The 22,149-nt window shown below is 70.9% G+C and carries 15 protein-coding genes; 6 read left to right on the top strand and 9 right to left on the bottom strand.

The window, feature by feature from the left end; genetic code table 11:
• The first annotated feature begins 65 nt into the window (after positions 1 to 65).
• The 3 genes from argE (at position 66) to LZ198_RS29885 (ending at position 2,987) form a co-directional block, all read left to right on the top strand.
• A complete protein-coding gene (argE, locus tag LZ198_RS29895; RefSeq protein ID WP_253975509.1) occupies positions 66 to 1,202 on the top strand; it encodes an acetylornithine deacetylase in 1,137 nt (378 codons plus the stop codon).
• Between the two features lie 95 nt (positions 1,203 to 1,297).
• Positions 1,298 to 1,897, top strand: coding sequence for a flavodoxin family protein (locus LZ198_RS29890; RefSeq protein ID WP_253975508.1), 600 nt, complete (start codon positions 1,298 to 1,300; stop codon positions 1,895 to 1,897).
• 178 nt (positions 1,898 to 2,075) lie between these two features.
• Positions 2,076 to 2,987, top strand: coding sequence for a DUF2167 domain-containing protein (locus LZ198_RS29885; protein WP_267145492.1), 912 nt, complete (start codon positions 2,076 to 2,078; stop codon positions 2,985 to 2,987).
• 78 nt (positions 2,988 to 3,065) lie between these two features.
• Here LZ198_RS29885 and mfd read toward each other — a convergent pair whose 3' ends face one another.
• The gene (gene mfd, locus LZ198_RS29880) at positions 3,066 to 6,659 is read right to left on the bottom strand and encodes a transcription-repair coupling factor (RefSeq protein ID WP_253975507.1); all 3,594 of its coding nucleotides are present in this window, start codon (positions 6,657 to 6,659) and stop codon (positions 3,066 to 3,068) included.
• Positions 6,660 to 6,927: 268 nt separating this feature from the next.
• On the opposite strand from mfd, the gene LZ198_RS29875 reads away from it, so the two are divergent.
• Positions 6,928 to 8,373 carry a PAS domain-containing sensor histidine kinase gene (locus tag LZ198_RS29875; protein ID WP_407667479.1) on the top strand — a complete coding sequence of 482 codons (1,446 nt, stop codon included), beginning with the start codon at positions 6,928 to 6,930 and terminating at the stop codon, positions 8,371 to 8,373.
• Positions 8,374 to 8,378: 5 nt separating this feature from the next.
• Here the strand turns inward: LZ198_RS29875 and LZ198_RS29870 are convergent, their stop codons facing one another.
• The 8 genes from LZ198_RS29870 to LZ198_RS29835 all read right to left on the bottom strand — a co-directional run bounded on the left by LZ198_RS29870 (position 8,379) and on the right by LZ198_RS29835 (position 18,507).
• Complete coding sequence (locus LZ198_RS29870; RefSeq protein ID WP_253975505.1) at positions 8,379 to 8,708, bottom strand: hypothetical protein; 330 nt, start codon at positions 8,706 to 8,708, stop codon at positions 8,379 to 8,381.
• A gap of 70 nt (positions 8,709 to 8,778) precedes the next feature.
• Positions 8,779 to 9,102 carry a c-type cytochrome gene (locus tag LZ198_RS29865; RefSeq protein ID WP_253975504.1) on the bottom strand — a complete coding sequence of 108 codons (324 nt, stop codon included), beginning with the start codon at positions 9,100 to 9,102 and terminating at the stop codon, positions 8,779 to 8,781.
• A 92-nt stretch (positions 9,103 to 9,194) separates the two neighbouring features.
• The gene (locus LZ198_RS29860; protein WP_253975503.1) at positions 9,195 to 9,842 is read right to left on the bottom strand and encodes a pilus assembly FimT family protein; all 648 of its coding nucleotides are present in this window, start codon (positions 9,840 to 9,842) and stop codon (positions 9,195 to 9,197) included.
• A gap of 1 nt (position 9,843) precedes the next feature.
• The gene (locus LZ198_RS29855) at positions 9,844 to 11,049 is read right to left on the bottom strand and encodes a PilW family protein (protein WP_253975502.1); all 1,206 of its coding nucleotides are present in this window, start codon (positions 11,047 to 11,049) and stop codon (positions 9,844 to 9,846) included.
• Positions 11,046 to 11,573 carry a hypothetical protein gene (locus LZ198_RS29850; RefSeq protein ID WP_253975501.1) on the bottom strand — a complete coding sequence of 176 codons (528 nt, stop codon included), beginning with the start codon at positions 11,571 to 11,573 and terminating at the stop codon, positions 11,046 to 11,048. Before LZ198_RS29850 ends, LZ198_RS29855 begins: the two co-directional genes overlap by 4 nt.
• Positions 11,570 to 16,012, bottom strand: coding sequence for a pilus assembly protein (locus LZ198_RS29845; RefSeq protein ID WP_253975500.1), 4,443 nt, complete (start codon positions 16,010 to 16,012; stop codon positions 11,570 to 11,572). Before LZ198_RS29845 ends, LZ198_RS29850 begins: the two co-directional genes overlap by 4 nt.
• Positions 16,013 to 16,063: 51 nt before the next feature.
• A complete protein-coding gene (locus LZ198_RS29840; RefSeq protein WP_253975499.1) occupies positions 16,064 to 16,801 on the bottom strand; it encodes a hypothetical protein in 738 nt (245 codons plus the stop codon).
• A gap of 359 nt (positions 16,802 to 17,160) precedes the next feature.
• Positions 17,161 to 18,507, bottom strand: coding sequence for a methyltransferase domain-containing protein (locus tag LZ198_RS29835; RefSeq protein WP_253975498.1), 1,347 nt, complete (start codon positions 18,505 to 18,507; stop codon positions 17,161 to 17,163).
• Between the two features lie 208 nt (positions 18,508 to 18,715).
• Between LZ198_RS29835 and LZ198_RS29830 the strand changes: the two genes are divergently transcribed.
• Together LZ198_RS29830 and LZ198_RS29825 are read left to right on the top strand one after the other, a co-directional pair.
• Complete coding sequence (locus tag LZ198_RS29830) at positions 18,716 to 20,911, top strand: GumC family protein (RefSeq protein ID WP_253975497.1); 2,196 nt, start codon at positions 18,716 to 18,718, stop codon at positions 20,909 to 20,911.
• Positions 20,908 to 22,149, top strand: a complete 1,242-nt coding sequence (locus LZ198_RS29825) for a glycosyltransferase (RefSeq protein ID WP_253975496.1) — start codon at positions 20,908 to 20,910, stop codon at positions 22,147 to 22,149. The genes LZ198_RS29830 and LZ198_RS29825 overlap by 4 nt, the downstream gene beginning before the upstream one ends.

Genomic DNA, 22,149 nt, shown 5'->3' with positions numbered 1-22,149 from the left:
GGGGGCCGGGGGACTGGCGCCTCGCGTCCGGGGGTGGCATGACGCGGGCACCGGAGGTCGTCCCCATGAGCGACACGTTGCCCGCGCTGCGAAACACCCTGACGGAGCTGGTGGCGATGGACACCACGTCCTCGCGCCCCAATGCCCCGCTCATCGACTACGCGCAGGCGCGGCTGGAGGCCGCGGGCTTCAGCGCGGAGCGTCAGCGCTATACCGACGACGCCGGGGTGGAGAAGATCAACCTGGTGGCGGTGAAGGGCGGCACCGGCCGCGCGGCGCTCGCGCTGGTGGGGCACTCCGACTGCGTGCCCTACGACACGGCGTGGACGGAGGCGCTGCGGCTGACGGAGCGCGACGGGAAGCTCTATGCGCGCGGGGCGTGTGACACGAAGGGCTTCATCGCCTGCGCGCTGCACGCGGCCGAGCGGGCCGCCGGGCTCCAGGCGCCGCTGATGGTGGTGCTCACCGCGGACGAGGAGGTGGGGCTCGTCGGCGCGAAGAAGCTGGTGGAGGCGGGGTTGGGCCGGGCGCGGCACGCCATCGTCGGGGAGCCCACGAAGCTGACGCCGGTGCGCGCGAACAAGGGCTACTGCCTGGCGGAGGTGGAGGTGCTGGGGAAGGAGGGCCACAGCGCCTATCCGGAGACGGGCGCCTCCGCCATCTTCCGCGCGGGGCGGTTCCTGCATCGGCTGGAGCAGTTGGCCACGACGGTGCTGCGCGAGGAGCGCGACGAGGGCTTCCAGCCACCCTTCACCACGGTGAACGTGGGCGTCATCCAGGGCGGCAAGGCGAAGAACATCCTGCCGGGCGCCTGCCGCTTCATGGTGGAGTGGCGCCCCATCCCCGGGCAGTCCACGTCGCGCGTGGTGGAGCTGCTGGAGACCATCCGTCAGGAGCTGGTCCGCGACGAGCCCGCGTACGAGGCGCACATCCGCGTGCTGCGCACGGACCGGGGTGTGAATACCCGCGCGGACGCGGAGGTGGTGCGCTTCCTCGCGGACGCCAGCGGCAACGCGCCCACGACGGTGCCCTTCGGGACGGAGGCCCCGCAGCTCACGGAGCTGGGCGCGGAGGCGGTGGTGTTCGGTCCCGGCGACATCCGCGTGGCGCACCAGACGGGCGAGTACGTCCCCGTCGAGGACCTGGTGCGCTGCGAGGCCGTGCTGGCCCGCGCCGTCGCCCACTTCTGCGGCGCGCGCTGACCGTCTCGACGTTCCGTGCGGCCCGAGTGCCTCGGCGTTAATGAGAGGCTCCCCAGGGCCGCCTTTCGCGGCATCCCGCTTCCCGTTGGTGTGACATGACGTCCTCTCCCGTGGTGCCTCGCACGGTCCTCTTCCTGTTGGCCAGCTCCCGGGAAGGGGGCAACGCGGAGCTGCTCGCCCGGCGCGCGGCGGAGGCGCTGCCTCCCAATACCGTGGCGAAGTGGCTGCGGCTCGATGTGTTCCGCGACCTGCCGTTCAAGGACCTGCGCCACGCGCCCGGGGGCTATCCGCCCCTGCCTCCGGCGCTGCGCTCGCTCGCGGAGGACACGCTGGCCGCCGACGAGGTCGTCATGGTCGCGCCGGTGTACTGGTACAGCCTGCCCTCCAACGCCCAGGGCTACTTGGAGCACTGGTCCTGGTGGCTGCGAGTGCCGGAGCTGCGCTTCCGTGAGCGCATGCGCGGCAAGGTGCTGTCGCTCATCACCGCGCACTCGACGGACGAGGACGACTCCGTCGCCGGGCCGTTGGTGCTCAGCCTGCGCCTCAGCGCGGACTACATGGACATGCGCTGGCGAGGCGCGCTCATGGGACATGGCAGCGCCCCCGGGCAGGTGCTCGGGGATGCCCGTGCGCTGGAGTCCGCGCGGGAGTTCCTGGTGCGCCCGGTCGAGGATTCGAAGGTCGAGGCGGCCTGACGCGATGGATGCCTTTCCTGGCGGGAGGTGACAGGCCCCGCGGTTTCGGCCATGGTGCGCTGTCTTTGCCGGGGGGAGTTCCGTGAGCAGTGATTGGCTCGCGAAGGGCGTCAGCTCGTCCGACCCATTTCGTCCCTCCGGTCCGTATGCAGAAGCAGCTTCCCGGAGGGGGACGCACATGAAGGGTCGATGGTGGTTGTCTTGGATGTTGTCCGTGGTCGCGGTGAGCGCGTGGGCCCAGGGGCCCGCCGCCGAGCCTCCCGCGCAGGCGGATGCGGAGGTCGACGAGCCGCCGTTCGTGGTGGAGGGGCGCACCGGCACGGTGGACCTGGGCCATGGCCTGGCGCAGATGGAGGTGCCGGCCAACTTCCTCTATCTCTCCCCCGAGGAGGCGGAGCGGGTGCTGGTGGAGGCCTGGGGCAACCCTCCTGGCACCACGACGTTGGGCATGCTGGTGCCGGCGAACGTCGACGTCGCGGCGCCGGAGGGGTGGGGCGTCGTCATCAGCTATGACGACGACGGCCACGTCGAGGACGAGGACGCGTCCAGCATCGACTACGCGGACCTGCTGAAGGAGATGCAGTCGGCCACCCGGGAGTCGAGCGCCGAGCGCAAGAAGGCGGGCTACGGTGGCATCCAGCTGGTGGGCTGGGCCGCCACGCCGCACTACGACCCGGGCACGCGCAAGCTCTACTGGGCCAAGGAGCTGGCCTCCACCGAGTCGAACGACTCCCCGCACTCGCTGAACTACAACGTCCGCATCCTGGGCAACGAAGGCGTGCTGGTGCTCAACGCCGTCTCCGAAATGGGCCAGTTGCCCCAGGTCGAGAAGGACATGCAGCAGGTGCTGGGCTTCACCTCGTTCAAGTCCGGCTACCGCTACGAGGACTTCGACCCCAGCTCGGGCCGCGTGGCCGCCTACGGCATCGCGGGGCTCGTCGCGGGCAAGATGGCCGTCAAGGCCGGCTTCTTCAAGGGCCTCCTCGCCGCGCTGTTCGCCGCCAAGAAGCTGGTCATCGCCGGGGTCGCGGCCCTCTTCGTCGGGCTGAGCAAGCTGTTCAAGCGCGGGAACAACGACGACACGCCGTAGGCGTCCCCCGTCGAACGGGCGTACACGCGAGAGGCTCGGGACACGCGGTCCCGGGCCTCTTCGCGTTCCAGGGCGGCGCTACGCCTGGGGCAGCGAGCAGGTGTCCAGGTCCCGCAGCACCTTGCGCGCCTCGGCGAGCAGGTCCTGGTTCTGGAGCGCCTGGGCGGGGCGGGCGATGAGCTTCATGTCCGGCGTCAGCCGGTAGTAGCCCTTCGAGCGCTGCACCAGCCCCGCGACCTTGACGCCATCCAGCAGCGCGTCCGCGCCCAGCGTCACCACCACCCGGGCCGAGCTCACCTCCATGGCGCGCAGCCGCAGGTCGCGCATGTCGATCTTCAGCAGCGTCAGCTCGGACAGGTGGTCCACCTCGTCCGGGGCCTCACCATAGCGGTCCACCAGCTCCGCGCGCAGGTCCGTCACCTCGTCCGGCGTGCCGGCCTGGCTGAAGCGCTTGTAGAAGACGAGCCGCTGGTGGACGTCCGGCACGTAGTCGTCGGGGATGAGCGCCGGCACCGGGAGGACGACGTCCGGCTCCAACTGCACCTTGGGCGGCTGGCCCTGCAGCTCCGCCACCGCCTCCTCCATCAACTGCGCGTACAGGTCGAAGCCGATCTCCGCGATGGCGCCCGACTGCTTCTCGCCCAGCAGGTTGCCCGCGCCGCGAATCTCCAGGTCGTGGCTGGCGATGGAGAAGCCCGCGCCCAGCTCCGTGAAGTTCTGGAGCACCTCCAGCCGGCGCTGCGCGTCCTTCGTCAACGCCCGTCGCGTGGGCACCAGCAGGTACGCGTACGCGCGCTCCTTGGAGCGGCCCACGCGGCCTCGCAGCTGGTAGAGCTGCGCCAGGCCGAACTGGTCCGCGCGGTTGACGATCATCGTGTTGGCGCTGGAGATGTCGATGCCGCTCTCGATGATGGCCGTGCACAGGAGCACCTGGTGCTTGCGCTCGGTGAACTCCAGCATCACCTTCTCCAACTGGCCCTCGCCCATCTGCCCGTGCGCCACGCCGATGGACATCTTGGGCACCAGCTGCTGCAGCTCCTGCTCCACGGACGCGAGCGACTCCACGCGGTTGTGGACGAAGAACACCTGACCGCCGCGCGCCACCTCGCGCTCGATGGCCTCCTTGATGACCTGCGTGTCGTACTTCATCACGAAGGTGCGGATGGCCCGGCGGTCCTGTGGCGGCGTGGCGATGATGCTCATGTCGCGCACCCCCGACATGCTCATGTGCAGGGTGCGGGGAATCGGCGTCGCCGTCAGCGTCAGGACGTCGATCTGCGAGCGCCACTTCTTCAGCGCCTCCTTCTGCTTCACGCCGAAGCGCTGCTCCTCGTCGACGATCATCAACCCCAGGTCCTTGAACGTCACGTCGCCGGCCAGCAGCTTGTGCGTGCCGATGAGGATGTCGACCCGCCCCTCCTTGGCGCGCTTGAGGATTTCGCGCACCTCCGGCGGCTTCTTCAGCCCGGAGATGACCTCCACCGTGACGGGGTAGTCCTTGAAGCGCTTCTTGAACGACAGGAAGTGCTGCTGCGCCAGCACCGTGGTGGGCACCAGCACCGCCACCTGCTTGCGGTCCAGCGACGCCTTGAAGGCCGCGCGCATGGCGACCTCCGTCTTGCCGTAGCCCACGTCGCCGCAGACGAGCCGGTCCATGGGCTCCGGCTTCTGCATGTCCGCCAGCACGTCCTCGATGGCCTTGGCCTGGTCCGGCGTCTCCTCGAACTCGAAGTCCGCCTCGAACTGGGCGAAGTAGCGGTCCGGCGCGCTGAAGGCATGGCCCGGGTGCGCCTTGCGCGCGGCGGCAATCTGCAGGAGCTCCGCCGCCATCTTCAGCAGCTGCTCCTTGACGCGCTTCTTCGTCTTCTCCCAGCTGGTGCCGCCCAGCTTGTCGAGCTGGACCTTGTCCGGGTCCCCGCCGGTGAACTTCTGGATGAGCCGCATGCGGCCCACCGGCAGGTAGATCTTGTCCCGGCCCGCGTACTCCAGCACGAGGAAGTCGCCGGGGACGTGGTTGACCTCCATCTTCGTCAGGCCCGCATACCGGCCGATGCCGAAGTCCGTGTGGACGATGAGGTCGCCTTCCTTCAGGTCCCCGAAGCCCGCGGAGAACGCGTCCAGCTTCTTGTTGCGCCGCACGCGCCGGCGCGCGCGCACGCCGAAGATTTCCTCGTCCGACAGGAGGGCCAGCCCGCCCACGCCGTCCACGAAGCCCTGGCTCACCTCGCCGGTGAACAGGTGCGCCCACACCGCCGGGTCGTACAGCGCCAGCGCGTCCGCGAGCGGCTCCGTGTGGACCTTCACCATGACGTTGCGGTCGAGCAGCAGGCGCTTGAGCCGGTCCGCCTGGCTCAACGTGCCGCAGGCCACCGCGCACGCCACGCGCGTGTCCCGCCAGCGCTGCAGCCGCTCCACCAGCGGGGTGAGCGCGCCCTCCTCGCCGTGGTGCGCGAGGATGGCCTCGCGCAGGTCCTGCGTGCCGCCGAAGGTGAAGGCGACGGGGGCCTGCTCGGACTGCGTCAGCGACAGGCCGCCGCCCTCCACCACCCGGAAGCGCCCCAGCCGCTCGGCCACGGCGTCGCGGGTGAGGAAGTGCTCGGCGGGCGGGAGCACCAGGTCCTTGCGCTCCTCGGCCGCGGCGAACGAGCGCTCCAGCTCTCCCCACAGCTCGTCCGCCGCGCGCTCCAGCGCGAGCGGGTCGTCCAGGTAGAAGACGGGGGCCTCCGCGCTCCACGGGCCCAGGAAGTCGAACACCGTGGCCAGCCCACCCTCGAAGAGGCCCGGCAGCAGCCCCTCCAGGCCGAAGCCCGGCAGCCCCTCGCGCAGCGCCTCGAGCCGCTCGCGCAACTGGATGGTGGGCAGGTTGATGCGGTCGGCCACCTCGCGGGCGGCGGCCTCCGCGCGGGGCCGCGTGTCCTCGGTGAGCAGCAGCTCGCGTGCGGGCACCAGGTCCACGGACTTCATCGCGTCCACCGTGCGCTGCGTCTGCGGGTCGAACGCGCGGATGGAGTCGATGGTGTCGCCGAAGAACTCCAGGCGCACGGGCTTGTCGTAGAGCGGGCTGAACACGTCCAGCAGGCCGCCGCGCACGGAGAACGTCCCCACGTCCTCCACCAACGGGCTGTTCTGGTAGCCCATCCGCGCCAGCTTGCGCGCCAGCTCGTCCCGGTCGTGGTCCTGCCCCACCTCGACCCGGTCCGTCAGGCCGGAGACGACGCCCGGGCTCAGCACGCGGCGGTACAGCGCGCGCAGCGACAGGACCAGCGCGGGGAAGCGCGTTCCGCGCGAGAGGTGGTGGAGCGCGCCCAGCCGCTCGGTGACGGCCGCCGCGTCCGGGGACAGCTCGTCGTACGGCAGCACCTCGTCCGCGGGCAGGCGCAGCACGCCCGGGGTGAGCAGCGTGCCGGTGCCTCCCAGGAAGAAGGCCAGGTCGGCGGCCAGCGCGTCGGCCGCCTCCTCGTCCGGGGCCACGCACACCAGGGGCGCCCGCGCCTCGTGGTGGAGCCGCGCCAGCACGTAGGCGCGCGCGGCGCCCTTCAGGCCCTGGGTGCGCGCGCGGCGCCCCACCGCCAGCTCGCGCACCAGGCGCGCGAAGGCATCATCCGTCCCCGGAGGCACGCCACCCCGCCGCGCCGCCTCGCCATCCAGCCTCTGAGTGAAAGGAGTGTCCATGAGTGGACCCTGAGGTCCCGGGGGTAATTAGGAGGCCGCCCCTGACGGGTCAACGACAGAGCGCGTCCGCTGTCCTGTGCCGGAGGCGACGCGGCATCGTCTGGTGTGTCGGCCACGTATCAGCCGTACCAGGGGTGGGTTGGCCGTGTGCCCGGCGCCGAGCCTAGTCTGTCTCATGGCATCACTGGGGGGTGCCACGCCTGCCATGCAATCCGGCCGCTGGAGCAACAGGGGTGTGAGTGGTGGCGCCGCGCCCCCGTCCGAGGCCGTGGTGGTGCTGAGGAGCGTGCGCTCCTCGGGGCAGGGAATCCTGGACTTCGAGTGTGTCTCCGCGAATGCCCACGCCGAGCGCTGGCTGGGGCGCGAGGAGCGACCGCTGGTGCGTCAGCGCCTGCTGGAGGAGGCCCCCTGGGTGGGGGAGTGCGGCCTGTTCGCCGCGTGCGTCCGGGTGGCGGTGCGCCGCGAGCCGGAGGTGGTGCGCGTGGCGCGCGACTCCTCGGTGGGCCCGGTGTGGATGCTGGCGCGTGTATCCCCTTGGGAAGACGGGGTCGTCGTCTTCCTGGAGGACCTGACGGAGCGGATGGCGTCGGAGGAGGCGCTGCGTCGGGACCACGACCTGCTGCACGCCGTCATCGAGAGCGCCACCGACGCCATCTACGTGAAGGACGTGGACCTGCGGTACGTGCTCATCAACGCCGCCACCGCGCGGGCCTTCCACCGCGCCCCCCACGAAATCCTCGGGCGCACGGACCAGGAGCTGCTGGGCCTGGACATCGCCGGGCCCACCCTGTCCCACGACCGGGAGGTGATGGCGGCGGGGTTCACCGCCACCTACGAGGATTCGGAGGGGGGGCCGGGCAGCGACCTCATCTGGCAGACGACCAAGGGCGTGCTGCGGCGGGGGGACGGCACCGTCTACGGCCTGTTCGGCATCAGCCGCGACGTCACCGCGCGGCGCCGCCAGGAGCAGGAGCGCAACGAGGAGGCCCGCTACCAGGAGCGCTTCATCGGCGTGTTGGGGCACGACCTGGGCAACCCGCTGGCCGCGGTGCGGCTTTCCGCCGCGACCCTGCTGGCCCAGGTCTCGCTGACGCCGGAGCAGCGGCGCATGGCCCAGCGCATCGACGGGAGCGCCGAGCGCATGTCGCGGTTGGTGAAGCAGCTGCTGGACTTCACGCGCGCGCGCATGGCGGGCGGCATCCCCATCCATCCGCGCGAGGTGTGCATGGCCAAGGTGTGCCGGCGCATCATCTCCGAACTGGAGCCGGCCCACCCCGAGCACCAGGTCCACCTGGAGGTCGTCGGCGAGTCACTGGGCGTGTGGGACGAGGAGCGGCTGGGGCAGGTGCTCTCCAACCTCGTGGGCAACGCGCTCCAGCACAGCCCCCGGGGCTCCACGGTGAGGGTGCGCGTGGCGTCCGGCGACCCGCTCTTCCAGCGCGTGGAGGTCCACAACGTGGGCCCGCCCATCCCGGACTCGCTGCGCCCCCGGCTCTTCGCGCCCTTCCACAAGGCGGAGCCGGAGCCCGGCGCGCCCAAGGCCCAGCGGCAGGGGTTGGGGCTGGGGCTCTACATCGTGTCGCAGATCGTCACCGCGCACGGCGGCTGGGTGGACGTCGCGTCCTCCGTGGAGTCCGGGACGTGCTTCGCGGTGACGCTGCCCCGCGTCGTGCAGGCCTCTCCGCAGGAGCTGCCGCAGGCGCGGCGGGCCTGACGCCGCTAGAAGCGGCCGTGGCGCACCGCGGCGCGCAGGCGGAGCATGTCCTCGAGCGCGCCCGGGTCCACCAGCTCCAGGGCCGCCGCGCCCGTCACGCCGGCGTAGCGGCCGCGGTACTCCTCTTCGTCCTCCTCGTCGTCCTTGTCCTTGTCGTCGCCCTTGTCGTCCCCGTCGCCGCCACCCCCCTTGCCGTCCCCCGGCCTGAGGGACAGCGGCTCCGGCCGGGACAGGCCCTTCTCCACGCGCGGATAGGACGACGCGTCCGCGCGCACGGCGGTGAAGAGGCTGGCCATGGACAGGCTGAAAACGAGGGCGGCGGCGAGGGTCTTCATGGGCGGCTCCGGGTGGCTTCGACGCGGACGCGCGCCTTCGCGTCGAAATTCAACCCGCGTCCCGGACGCGCTACTTCGCCTTGAAGGTGCGGATGTATCCCACCAGCGCGTCGATCTGCGCGGGCGTGAGCTTGTCCTTGAAGGCCTTCATCTTGGAGTTCTTCGGCGAGCCGTCGGCGATGGCGCGACGAATCTCCTCGTCGGACTCGGCCGCCTGCCAGGCGGGCAGGCTCATGTCGTCGATGGACTCCTTCTGGCCCATCTTCGTCTTCGCCTTGCCGTCCTCACCGTGACAGGACTTGCACTTGGCCTTCCACACCTCCGCGATGTCCTCCTCCGCGTAGGCGCTCGAGCTCAGACAGAGGGTCATCACCAGGGCGAACCGCTTCATCATCGTCACATGTCCTCGGGCTTCACCGCCGATGGCGGTGGGGCGGTCCCGAGTATAGAGCCGCCGTCCGCGCGGGGAAGCCCGCACGCGGACGGCTAGAGGCAGCCGGTGGTGGTCGGAGCGCGGGTGCAGTCCAGCGAGCGGGTGGCGCCGGAGAGCGTGTCCACCTGCAGCACCACGTCGGGGCGCCACAGCGGGGCGCCGCGCGGGCTCAGGTCTCGCAGGAGCACCAACTGCCCGTCGACGGGGCGCGGGTTGGCGACGTCGCAGGTGCGTCCGGACGTCGCGCGCACGACGCCGGGGGCTGAGCTCCCGGGTTCGGGGGCGCCCATCCAACACAGCCCCACCACGCTGCTCACGTCGAGCTGGCGGGGGACGACGACGCCCGGGCCGCGCTCCGGACACACGCAGCCGCCCTCGCCGCACTCCTTCGTCTGGCAGGCCGCCATGGGGCACTGGGTGCCCCAGTCGTCCGAGCAGGCCAGCGCCTCCCACCGCAGGCGCGTCACCGCCACGCCTCCCTCGAGCTCCGTCGAGCGCGTCAGCCGCACCGCCTGACCCGTGGCGCGCGACTTCTGCCGCGCCTCCTGCATCATCATCAACACCTGTCGCTCCGTGTCGCTGACGCGCTGCCGGGCCACCATGCCGCGGATGCCGCTGACGGACATGCCCGCGAAGAGCCCCACCAGCGCGAGGACGGTGAGGACCTCCAGCAGCGTCAGTCCCCTGGGCGTGTGTCTCATGTCAGTCCCCCGCGTAGCCGAAGTTGCGCGGCGCCAGCCGGACCACGGTGTGGCGCCGCTTGTAGCCGTCCTGGAGGTTGCCGTCCTCGTCGGTGCCGCTGTCGGCGGGCAGGGCGCGCGCGGTGTCGACACGCTGCGAGCGCGCGGTGATGCCCAGCTCCACCACCTGGACGTGGCGCATCAGCTCGTCGCGCGCGCTGCCCTCGCCCTGGTTCACGCCCGACGCTCCTCCGTCCCAGGCCCACGTCACGAGCGGCCCGCAGGTGGCCTGCGTGCACTGGTCCAGGCTCGGGTGGGCGGGTGAGGAGGCGGGGTCGGGGAAGAACATCAGCCCCGCGTCCGCGTCCGGGGGTTGCACGCCCATCCGCACCTGGAGTTGTTCGATCTCCCGCGACAGCGTGACGTAGCCCGCGGCGCCGGCCGGTCCGTCCGCGTCGTATTGGAGCGCGGGCTCGCCGCCCACCCAGGAGATGCGCCAGGCCCGCGCCGTGACGGGCATGAGGTAGACGTCCCGCGCGTCCCACAGGGGGTTGGCGTTCAGGGGCGCGGCGCCACACGGGTGGCTCGACGGGGTGGGCTTGCCGGGCAGGCCGGGGCTCCACGTGACGGAGTAGTCCGGGTCGCCCGGGGGATTGCGGATGGGGTCCACGCTCGTCACCACGCCCAGGCACGCGAGCGCGCGGCCCGTCGTCTGCTCCGGGGACACGATGGCCACCACCCGGTTCACGAGCGTGGGGAGCGGTGGATTGAGGGTGCACAGCTGGTTGCCCAGCCAGCGCTTCGCGTTGCCGTCGTTGCAGCCCTTGAGGGGCAGCATCTGCCCGGGGTCCGTCTCCCAGACCTCCAGCGCGTCCGAGCGCAGGCCCGCGTAGCGCCCCGTGGGGAGCGCGAAGTCCGCGTCCGCGAACGTCGCCTCGCGGGTGGACAGCACCGCGTAGCGCAGGTCCAGGCCGCCGGGGCCCGCGCCGTTGCCCGCGACGAGGAGGGCGGGGCCCATGCCCGCGCCCGCCCGCTGGATGTTGAAGGCGATGAAGTCCCGCGCCGCGCGCCCCGAGTTCTGGGTCTCGCTGACGCGCTCCTCCAGCCGCGCGCGCCGCTGGATTTCGAGGCTGGCCGTCAGCGCCACGCCGATGATGATGAGCGAGACGGCCGCGGCGATGAGGACCTCGAGGAGGGTGAAGCCCTGCGCGTGGGGAGCGTGTCTCATCGCGACATCCGGGTCTGCAGCGCCACCGCGCGGCGCGACGAGCGGGGCTCCGCCCAGCTCACCGTCACCCGGACGTTGACGACCGCGTTGAGGGGAAGGGACGCGGGCGGCGTCGCCGTGCGCGTGAGCGACGGCGAGCCCGTCTCGGTGGCCTCGAACGGTGGGTCCACGTCCACCGCCACCGTGTACAGCAGCGAGGGAGGCGCGCCCGGGAGGGGGGGCGCGTCCGAGGGCTCGCCGTTGGCGGACCAGTACACCTTGCGCGCCCTGCCATCCAGCGCCTGGATGTTGGCGCAGGGGGAGGTGGTGCTGACGCCGTCGCAGCGCAGGCCCACGATGCGCTCCAGCTCCTGCTCCGCGATGAGCGTCGCCTGGTTCTGGATGTTGTTGCGGCGGTTCTGCTTCGAGGCGGCGTGGAGGGTGGACATCACCCCGACGATGCCCAGCGCCAGCACCGCCGCGGTGGCCAGCGCCTCCAGGAGCGACAGCCCGCGCGCGCCTCGCCCGGTGGCGCGCGTCGTCATGGCACCACCTGCTGGATGCGCGAGCCGGGGCGCACGTCCCAGATGAGCACCTTGGACCGGAAGACGGTGCCGTTGCCCGTGGGCTGGTTGAACTTGCCCTTGCCCTTCTGGAGGTAGCGGCCGTCCGCGGTGAGGGCGATGAGGTGGTTGTCGTAGATGACGGGGGCGTGCGTGCCCTGGCCGCCCAGGTCGGAGTCGTTGCCGGCCATGGGGGTGCCTGACGTGGTGAAGGCGTAGATGCGCCCGTTGGTGTCGCTGGACAGGTCGCACGCGCTGGCGGACGTGCCCACCGCGGTGGTGGTGAACACGCCGGTGTCCGTGGCCGTCACGCCGCCCCAGAGCGTCTGCCCCGTGCCCAGCTCCTTCACCCACGCGAGCTGCCCCGGGCAGTTGTCCCCCGGGCGGCTGGTGGGCATGGGGTTGGGGTCGTCGAAGGCGAAGACGTTGTAGTGCGGCCGGGAGCCCAGGTCCGGCCGGTCCACGTCCTCGTTGGCGATGTCCGGGTTGTTGCCCGTGCCGAAGTACAGCCGCACCGTCTTGTTGCCGCCGCCGCTGGTGACGGTCGCGGCGATGGAGGAGAAGATGCGCTGGTAGGGACGGTCCGCGCCGCTGACGTTGGTGACCGTCTTCGCGTCCGCGACGACACACGAGGAGAGGACCTTCCCCAGCTTCTTGGTCACATCCACGAACGCGGTGTTGATGCGGTAGATCTTCCCCGACGTGGAGGGGACGTAGATGACGTCCATCGTCCCGTCGCCGTTGACGTCCAGGGCCACCGGTTCACCGCCGACGCCCTCGTTGCGGTCCGCGGAGGTGGTGCCCAACGTGACGATGCCCGCCAGTCGCGACTTGAGCGTGCCGCCCGGCACCTGCGCGGGCAGGCCGGTCTTGACGTCGACGAGGTAGAGCGTCCCGCCCGTGTTGGTCTCGGGGATGTAGTCGGTGCCGAAGATGGACACCCACTTGTTGCCGCCGCTGGCGAAGTTCATCCGGACGAGGGTGGGCGCGTGCCGGGAGCCCTTCGTGTCCGGCGTCATGGGGTTGCCGCTCTCGCCCGCGAAGATCTGGGTCAGCGTCTTGCAGGTGCTGCTGGCTGCGTAGCACGGCACGCCGCCGGACGTGGTGAACAGGTCGCGCTTCATGTCGAACTCCCACAGCGGACGGGGGTAGTTGTCCGTGTCGCTGGGGTCGGTGATGTCCAACGCGAAGAACAGGCCCTGGTTCACGCCGGTGGCGGTGGCGAGCACCGTGCGGGCCCCTCCGCTTCCTCCCGAGGGGTCCAACGTCCAGGCGTTGGCGCGGTTCGTGGTGGTGGTGTGGTCGTAGCCCGTCACCGCGTCGTAGGCGGAGCCCACGCCCAGGTCCACGTCCGCCACCGACGGCGTGGCGTCCATGCTGGCGCGCGTCTCCGAGTACTTGTCGTTCCCGCGCCGGTAGTTCTCCACGTAGTAGGGCAGCATCTTGAACGGCAGGTACGCGAAGAGCTCCTCGCCGCCGCCGTAGTCGTTGGCGCAGCCCGTGGTGCGGCCGAAGTAGCCCTGGTACTCCACCTGGGTGGTGGTGCACGGGTCGTCACCCGTCTTGAACAGGCCCGTCCCGAGCGCGTGCAGGTAGCCCTGGGTGGAGCCCACGTAGGTCACCGTGCGCCGCTTCGCCACGAGCGGGCGGCTCTGGAAGCCCGCGATGTAGCGGTCGTACTCGGCGCGGTTGTTGGACGTGACGAGCCAGCCCGGCGGGCTCGGCGGTCCGATGACGGCCACGGTGGAGAGGTTGATGCCCCCCAGCGGCCAGGTGCGCATCCGCTGGCGCGCCGTCGCCGCCTCGCGGTTCTCCCAGCCATACAGCCAGTCGCGCAGCATCACCCGGTCGTCGCCGTTGCACGCGTCCTTCTTGTTCAGGTCGTACAGATAGACGCTGCCGGAGCGCAACGCGCAGAGCGTGTCCGGGAAGAGCGGACTGCCTCCATTGTCTCGCGCCATGAGGTCCTTCACGTCACGCGCCTTGCCGGTGGAGGAGTCCCAGGTCAGGAGCTTGCGGACGTTGAGTGGGTCGCCACCGCCTGTCTCCAGGCCAGCCATCAGGTCCCGCATCCACTTGCCCGAATCCCAGACGATGGACGGAGGCGCGTACTCGTCCAGGCTCGCGGGCTCGTACAGCTTCTTCAGGAAGACATGTCCGCGGTCCGCCGTGTCCGGCAGGCTGTCGTAGGGACGGGTGGACACCTGGTCGACGCCGCCGTCCGCGAACCACGCGCGCCCCGGCGTCTCGTGCACGCCGTAGATGATGGCGTTGGCCATGGGGATGATGGACGCGCGGCCGTACTGGCCGCTGCGCTGGGCCTTGTAGGAGACGTTGATGTTGTGGATGGTGGGCTGGCAGCCCTCGCCGGGGCTCTCGAGCACCGCGCGCCAGCACAGCTGCGTGCCCACCCGGCCCTTGGCCAGGAAGTCGTTGAGCACCGCGGTGGCGGTGCGGTGCTGGCCATCGGTGGAGGCCGGCAGCGGAACGGTCACCCAGGCCGGCGAGGGGTTCTTCTCGAAGACGGGGCTGCTGCCATCACAGTCGGACGTGCAGACCTTGCAGTCCAGCGCCACCTCGTAGGTGATTTTCGGGGTGAGCTGGCCGATGGTCCCATCCGGCAGGGGGCCGGTGCGGCGGCACGCGTTGGTGGTGCCGCCCGCGCCCTTGTAGAAGGCCTCGTCGTCGACGGTGAAGGTGACCTCGGTGATGGTGTAGTCGCGGGAGAACTCCGGCGAGATGTCCGACACCACGTCCGAGCGGAACGAGCCGTTGTTCTGTTTGTTGATGAGGATGACGATGTCGTTGTACGTGCGGTCGCCGCCCGAGTTCTGGTCCTCCCAGCCGAGGATCCACACCAGCGGGTTGTCGCGCGGCGCGCCCACGACGGTGTGCGCGGCGCGGCGCTGGATGGCGGGGACCTTCTGCGTCTGGCCCGCGGTGAAGGTGATGCCGCCATAGGCGGGGTCGTTCTGCAGCCGGTAGTACGAATCCCAGTGCAGCCAGTCCCCGGCGAGGTCCAGGTTCTGGATGACGATGTCCCCCAGGCTCTGGTGCAGGTCCATGTTGAGCGGCGTCTTGGAGAAGAAGACGTTGATGTCGCCGTTCATCCACAGGTCGCACTGGACCTGACGCCCATCGTTGACCGGGCGGGTGATGAGGCAGGAGTCGGTGGAGGGGCCGTAGCGCTGCTCCACGTAGGCGACGAGGAAGAAGACGATTTCGCGTTTGGCCTGCAGCCGCCCGAGCGGGACGCGCTGGTCCTCCGCCTTGGTGATGGCGGCGCGCGGGTTCTTGCCGGTGATGAGGCGCCCGGAGCTGTCGAAGGCGGAGGCCTTGTAGTCGGGGACGCCGTCGTCGGTCTCCGAGCGGTCCCAGGAGTAGTCGGAGCGGACGACGCTGCCGGAGGCATCCACCGTCCAGCCCGTCCGGGGCTGGAGGCACTCGGCGATGGGGCTGGAGTTGGTGCTCTCTCCGGGGATGGGGCAGCGCCGGCCCTGGCCGCCGGAGTTCTCGTCGTCGTCCGTGGCCAGGAAGACGAAGTTGCCGATGCCCTTGTTCCCGTTGAGCGGGTGGCGGGGCTCGAGCAGGTTGGGGATGTGGGGGAACAGGCCGCGGTCGCTGAAATACTCGTCGATGGCGCCGGAGGTGATGGCCGCGGCCTTGAGCGCGCCGTCGTCGCCGCCGTTCGTGAGCAGGTCCTTCCAGGCCTCGCGCACGCCCTGGCCCACGACCCCTCCTGTCGTCGGCTGCGGCGGATAGCCGTCGCTGACTTCGCCGTACCAGCGCTTGGGGCCCTGGCCGGCCCGGTAGGTGGACGCCACGGAGCAGGCGCCGAACTGCAGCTCCGGCTCCCGCAGCGTCACCTTCCGTCCGTCCGCCAGCGTGTGGACGAAGGTCGCGCGGTTGGGGCAGCGCGGGCCCGTGCCGATGTAGGGGCGGGCGTTGGGCCCCGCGGAGACGTTGAAGAGGTCCTCGTGGAAGTCGGGCACGCCGTTGTTGTTCGTGTCCTTCAGCGTGTCGTCGTCCGACTCGTCGGGCGTGCCGTGGTCGTCGACGTAGCCGGCCGCGATGAGCTCGTCGTAGTAGAACCAGCCCAGCGTGCTGGAGGCGCCGCCACCCGCGTGGTCGTAGACGATGAGGGCATCCAGGTCCTGCTCGAAGGGCAGGATGATCTTCTCCGGGTTCAGGACGTTGAGGTTGGTGTTGAGCCTCAGCTTGGGTGGGTTGTCGTTGGTGACCAGGATGGCGCTGGGGTAGCCGGCGTCCGCGCTGAAGTCCGGCTGTTTGTCCTGGTTGGTCGTGTCGATGCACAGCGGCTGGGAGGAACCGCCCGACTCGTTGTCGTCCTGGGCGAGGACGACCCCCGCCACGGCGACGAGCGCCGCGAGGAGGACCTGCGCGATGCGTGAGGAGCGCATGGATGGGACTCCGTGTTCGAAGTGAGGGAATGCGGGGAGGTCGAAGGGGGCTCAGAGCTGCAGGCCGGCGCTGCTCGCGGTGCCCGTGCCGTTGCAGCCCATCTTCACGCCGTAGGTGCAGTTGCCCGCGCCCAGGCCCTTCGTGTTGGTGACGAGCGAGCGGATGATGGTGCGGTAGGGCTGGCCCTGGGCCGGGCGCACCTCGCCCACGGCGACGAGCCACACCTGGTTGTTGCTGTCGACGCGCCGGGCGTTGGCGATGACGTCGTCGTCGTCGTCCGCGAGGAACACGCGGTAGCGGACGTTGGTGGGGTTCGGGTACTCGACGATGTCCGAGCCGTCCGGCCCCTTCATGTCCTGGTCGAGGACGGCGGTGCCCCGCGCCAGGGTGTACTGCGTCCAGGGGAGGACCTCGTACCACTCGAAGCCGCCGGGCTGCATCGGGTTGGGCAACCCCGGCTCGTCGTTGTCGATGTTGATGTAGCCCCGGTCCACGCCACCACCAGGACGGTAGGCATTGCCCAACTGCATCATGACGTTGCTGTAGTTGGTGTCCGTCTCCGCCATGAGGACCTGGAGGATGACGCGCGCCTCCGCCATGCCCGCCTCGGCGGCGAAGAACGCCTCGCGCGCCCGGCGCTCATGCGCCTGGAGCTGGCTCTCCGTGCTGACGGCCCGCAGGGACATCATCACCGCGGCGGTGACGAGCACGAGCAGGCCCAGGGCCAGCAACAGCACGAAGCCACGGCGAGTACGGCGGGACCTCGGATGGAAGGGATTGCGGGGCACCAGCGGCTCCTTGCCTGCGGGCGGCGGCGAGTGGCGCCAGCCTCCAAAGCAATCCGTGGGCCCGGTTCACGGCCAGTCCGGTTTCAATCCTTCCGCCCGTTTGTCCCAATCCCCGGGTGATGACTGACACACAGTCGTGTGACAAGTTTTTGCGGATGCCGCAAACGTTGCGAGGGCATCCACCACCCTGTCCCGCAGGGCAGGTCGTGTTTGTGATTCATTGAAGCGTGGACAGTCGCGAAAATCCGCGGCGCGGGTGTGACCCGGAGGAGCACGGGAGCCAGGGGCCCGCGGGGACGTGCGGGGTGTCTGGGTTCGGCCCGCACCTGGAGGGGTGCGGGCTCGTCACCGGTGCGGGCTCAGGCGTCGTTGGTGGCGCGCGCGACGGCGAACAGGCTCATGCCCACCGGCAGCTTCACGTGGGCCTCGGCGCGCGCGAACAGGGGCGCCAGCGTGTCGTAGAGCTTGAGCTGGAGCTTGGGCACGGAGCGGCGGCGGAACAGGCGGCTGTTGACGAACCAGCCCGGCATGCCCACCAGGTTCATCCACTCCAGCTTCTCCACCTCGAAGCCGTTGGACTCCAGCACCGCGCGCAGGCTGTCCGGGGTGTAGCGGCGGTAGTGGCCCACCGCCTCGTCGATGCTGCCGAAGAGCTGGGGGAGCGCGGGGACGAGGATGACCACCCGGCCGCCGGGGGTGAGGATCTGCCGGAAGCGCCGCACCGCCGAGCCGTCGTCGGGGATGTGCTCCAGCACGTTGGACAGGACGATGGTGTCCAGCCGCTCCTTCTGGAGGGACTCCCAGTCCGCGAGCGCCACGTCGGACAGGTACGGGCGGATGTGGGGGTGGCCGCGGAAGAGGTTCTTGAGGCGGTCCACGTAGAACGGGTCCACCTCCAGGGCGATGAGCAGCTCCAGGCCCGCCTCCAGCTCGCGGGTGATGGTGCCGATGCCGGAGCCGATCTCCAGCACGCGGCGACCCAGGTGCTCGCGGAAGCGGCGGCCCAGCCACTGGTTGTAGTGGATGGCGCCGTCCATGCGCTCCAGGGTGGTGTAGCCCTCGTGCTGGTTGTCCGCGTCGTCGCGGACGGTGGCGTAGCGCACCAGGGTGCGCAGCTGCGACAGCCGGGCGGCGCGCGGGCGGTGGGGCACGGCCTGCAGCGGCGGCAGGGCCACCTCCGTGAAGCGGAACAACTGCGCGGCCAGCTTCACCACCAGCTCCGCGTCCACCGCGTCGTCGTCGCTGGTGAGGCTGACGGAGCGCAGCGCGTCCGTGCGGAAGGCGCGCACCCCGCTGAGCGGGTCGCTGACGGCCACGTCGGTGACGAAGCGGGTGACGTGTCCCAGGGCGCGCTCGACGAGCAGCTCGGGGGCGAGCCCCGCGCCGGTGCGCCGGCCGAAGACGGCGTCCGCGGTGTCCGCGTGGATGGGGCCCACCAGCGACTCATAGGCGTCCGGGCTGTAGGCCGCGTCCGGGTCCTGGAGGATGGTGACGGGGCCCGTCACCCGGGGCAGCGCCGCCCGGATGGCCGCGCCCTTGCCTCCCTGGACGTTCAACACGTGCAGCCCGGGGCGCGGGGCCACGGTCGGCTCGCCCTCTCCCGCCAGCACCACCTCCGCCCTGCCTTCGAGCTCCCGCGCGAAGTGGGAGGCGGCGTCGACGGTGGCGGGGGTGAAAGGGAGGATGACCGAGTGCGAGAAGTTCACACCGGGCTCCCTAGCACAGGCGGCCGGGGTCGTGCGCGTCCCTGTCCGGGACGTGGGTGCATGGTGGGCGTCCGAGCGGCGGCGGAACGATGGACAACCCGGGGCGGACACGGCACGCTCGACGGTGACGGCGTGGGTGTGGGTGCAGGTCGGGGCGCGCGCGTGCCGGGCCGGTGACTCCACCGCAGCGCTCCAGGAGAGACGAGACGTGGAAGGAACCGTGTTCGACCCGGCCGGTGGCGCCGGCGGCCCGACCCCCGCGGGGGTGATGGCGCGGCTGCGCGCGCTGTGGCGGCGCAAGTGGGTCGTCCTGGGCGTGGCCGTGGTGGTGACGGGGCTGGCGGCGGCCTACACGCTGCGCCAGCCCAAGGTCTACTCCGCCAGCACCTCGCTCATCATCGACGTGATGGCGCCCCGCTTCCTCGACACCGAGGTCAAGGAGGTCATGGGCGAGGAGCGCGGCAACTACTGGTTCAACAAGGAGTACTACGCCACGCAGAGCGAGGTCATCACCTCGCGCGCGGTGGCCAGCCGGGTGGTGGACAAGCTGGGGCTGTCCACCGACGCGGACTTCCTGGGCCTGGCGAACATCCCGGACGAGAAGGCCCGCGTGCAGGCGATGCAGGCGGCGGACGCGGTGGGGCTGTTGCAGACGCGCATCCGCGTGGTGCCGGAGAAGGACTCGCGGGTGATGAACATCGCGGTGGACGACGGGGACGCCGCGCGCGCGGCCCTGCTCGCCAACGAGGTGGCCGGCGCGTACATGGCGGAGAACCTGGCCCTCAAGCTGCGCATGACGGACGACGCGCGCAGTTGGCTGGAGGGGCGGCTGTCGGAGCTGGAGCGCCAGTCCAAGACGAGCGAGCTGGCGGTCTTCGACTTCAAGAAGGACGCGGACATGCTGTCCACGTCGCTGGAGTCGCGGATGAGCATCGTCAGCGAGCGCATCAACAGCTTCAACCTGCACCTCACGGAGGTGAGCACGCGCATCGCCGCGCTCCAGGCGCGGATGGAGGCCATCCAGAAGCTGCGCAAGGCGTCGCCGGACGACGAGACGTGGGCGGAGGCGCTGCCGGGCGCGAAGGACGGCGTCATCCAGGACCTGCGCAAGGCGTACACGGACGCGCGCATCGCCTGCGCGGAGCTGGGCGAGCGCTACCTGGCGGAGCACCCCAAGCTGCTGGAGTGCCAGGGGAAGCTGGCGGTGATTCGCGGCGACTTCCTCAAGAGCCTCACCAACGTGGTGCGCTCGGCGGAGACGGAGCTGACGGAGGCGGAGGCCCAGCGCAAGAACCTGGTGCGCCTGCTGGACGAGGCGAAGGCCGAGGCGTTCCAGGTGAACAAGAAGTCCATCGAGTTCGACAGGCTCAAGCGGGAGTCGGACAACAACCAGCGGCTCTACGACCTGGTGCTCAAGCGGCTCAAGGACATCGAGCTGTCGGGCCTGCTGCGCACCAGCAACGTGCGCGTGCTGGACCTGGCCCGGCCGGTGTGGGTGCCGGTGAAGCCGAACGTGCGGCGCAACCTGATGATGGGGCTGGTGCTGGGCGTGCTGGCGGGGCTGGGCATGGCGTTGCTCCTGGACATGCTGGAGAACAGCGTGTCCACGCAGCAGGACGTGGAGGAGCGGTTGGGGCTGGCGTTCCTGGGCGTCATGCCGCGCATCGAGGGCAGCAAGGCGCCGCGAGAGCGGGACCTGTACGTCCACCGCGAGCCGAAGTCGTCCGTGGCGGAGTGCTGCCGGGCCATCCGGACCAACCTGCTGTTCATGTCGCCGGACACGCCCTTCAAGACGCTGGTGGTGACCTCCAGCGGGCCGCAGGAGGGCAAGTCCACCACCTGCATCAGCCTGGGCGTGGCCATGGCCCAGAGCGGCAACCGCGTGCTGCTGCTGGACACGGACATGCGCCGGCCCCGGCTGCACCGCGCCTTCGGGGTGCCCAACGAGCTGGGCATCTCCTCGCTGGTGGTGGGGGAGGGCTCGCTGGAGGCGGCGGTGAAGAGCACGGAGGTGCCCGGGCTGTTCGTGTTGCCGTGTGGCCCGCTGCCGCCCAACCCGGCGGAGTTGCTGCACACGCGCGCCTTCGCGGAGCTGCTCAAGCAGGTGGCGGGGAAGTTCGACCGCGTCATCCTGGACAGCCCGCCGCTCAACGCGGTGGCGGACGCGGCGGTGCTGGCCACGCAGTCGGACGGCGTGGTGCTGGTGTTGAAGGCGGGGAAGACGAACCGCGAGTCGGCCCGGCGCGCGCTGCGCTCGCTGGCGGACGTGCAGGCGCGCATGTACGGCGCCATCCTCAACGACGTGGACCTGCGGGCGCCGCGCTACGGGGATTCGTACCTGGCCTACCAGGGCTACGGGCAGTACGCCGCCGAGGAGCCGAAGGACGGGATGGCGCGGTCGTGAGCGCGCCCATGCCGGGCGCGGGCCTGCGCGTGCTGCACCTGGGGAAGTTCTATCCTCCGGCCTCCGGCGGCATCGAGAGCCACGTCCAGACGCTGGCCCGCGCGCAGGCCGCGCTGGGGGCGCAGGTGGAGGTGCTCTGCGCCAACCACTCGGCGGACGGCTCGGGCACGAGCCACGAGTTCCACGGGCGCAGCCCCACCCGCGAGGACTGGGACGGGCTGGTGCGCGTGGTGCGCCTGGGCCGCAGCGCGTCCGTGGCGCGCATGGACGTGCTGCCCCAGTTGCCGGGCACGCTGCGGCGCATGCTGGCCCGGGGCGTGGACGTGGTGCACCTTCAGACGCCCAATCCCACGATGGTGCTGGCGCTCAACGCGATGCCGCGCCTGCCCGCGCTGGTCATCACGCACCAGAGCGACATCATCCGCCAGAAGGTCGCGGGGGCGCTGTTCCGTCCCTTCGAGATGATGCTGTATGCGAGGGCGCGGCGCGTGCTGGCGAACAGCGAGGCCTACGTTCCTGGCTCCGCCCTGCTCCAGCAGTTCCGGCACAAGGTGCGTGTGCTGCCGCTGGGAATCGACCCGTCGCCATTCCTCCAGCCGTCGACGGCCGCGTTGGAGGCGGAGCGGCACTGGCGCTCGGTCTCGGAGGGGCAGCCCCTGTGGCTGATGGTGGGGCGGCTCGTCTACTACAAGGGCCTCTTCACCGCCCTGGATGCGCTGGCGCGGGTGCCTGGACGGCTGTTGGTGGTGGGGGAGGGACCCCTGGGGGAAGAAGCGCGTCGGCGGGCCGAGGCGCTGGGCGTGGCCGAGCGGGTGACCTGGGCGGGGTACCTGTCACCGGACTCGCTCGCGGGGGCCTACCGCGCGGCGACCGCGTTGTGGTTCCCGAGCAATGCCCGCAGCGAGGCGTACGGCTTGTCCCAGGCGGAGGCGATGGCGAGTGGGCTGCCGGTGCTGAACACGGCGATTCCCCACTCGGGGGTGTCGTGGGTGAGCCGACACGAGGAGTCGGGGTTGACGGTCCCCGTGGGGGAGCCGGACGCCCTGGCCCGGGCCGCGCGCAGGTTGCTGGACGAGCCCGGCCTGGCGGAGCGGTTGGGGCGTGGGGCGCGTGAGCGTGCCCAGGCGGAGCTGCGGCACGACGTGATGGCTTCTCGCAGTCTGGACCTGTACGCGGAGGCGCTGGGGAGGCCGGTGCGCGCGGAGCCTCCGACGCGGGACGCCGCCGTGGGGACCTGA

The organism is Myxococcus dinghuensis (assembly GCF_024198235.1).
Classification (GTDB): Bacteria; Myxococcota; Myxococcia; order Myxococcales; family Myxococcaceae; genus Myxococcus; species Myxococcus dinghuensis.
Note: the sequence above shows the minus strand (reverse complement) of the source record. Positions and strands in the feature narration are given on the sequence as shown.

Excerpts from the sequence above, each read along its gene's own strand:
- LZ198_RS29865 (WP_253975504.1), bottom strand. The coding sequence starts at position 9,102 with ATGATGAAGCGGTTCGCCCTGGTGATGACCCTCTGTCTGAGCTCGAGC.
- LZ198_RS29885 (WP_267145492.1), top strand. The coding sequence starts at position 2,076 with ATGAAGGGTCGATGGTGGTTGTCTTGGATGTTGTCCGTGGTCGCGGTG.
- LZ198_RS29890 (WP_253975508.1), top strand. The coding sequence starts at position 1,298 with ATGACGTCCTCTCCCGTGGTGCCTCGCACGGTCCTCTTCCTGTTGGCC.
- LZ198_RS29860 (WP_253975503.1), bottom strand. The coding sequence starts at position 9,842 with ATGAGACACACGCCCAGGGGACTGACGCTGCTGGAGGTCCTCACCGTC.
- LZ198_RS29850 (WP_253975501.1), bottom strand. The coding sequence starts at position 11,573 with ATGACGACGCGCGCCACCGGGCGAGGCGCGCGCGGGCTGTCGCTCCTG.
- LZ198_RS29870 (WP_253975505.1), bottom strand. The coding sequence starts at position 8,708 with ATGAAGACCCTCGCCGCCGCCCTCGTTTTCAGCCTGTCCATGGCCAGC.
- argE (WP_253975509.1), top strand. The coding sequence starts at position 66 with ATGAGCGACACGTTGCCCGCGCTGCGAAACACCCTGACGGAGCTGGTG.
- LZ198_RS29855 (WP_253975502.1), bottom strand. The coding sequence starts at position 11,049 with ATGAGACACGCTCCCCACGCGCAGGGCTTCACCCTCCTCGAGGTCCTC.
- mfd (WP_253975507.1), bottom strand. The coding sequence starts at position 6,659 with ATGGACACTCCTTTCACTCAGAGGCTGGATGGCGAGGCGGCGCGGCGG.
- LZ198_RS29845 (WP_253975500.1), bottom strand. The coding sequence starts at position 16,012 with ATGCGCTCCTCACGCATCGCGCAGGTCCTCCTCGCGGCGCTCGTCGCC.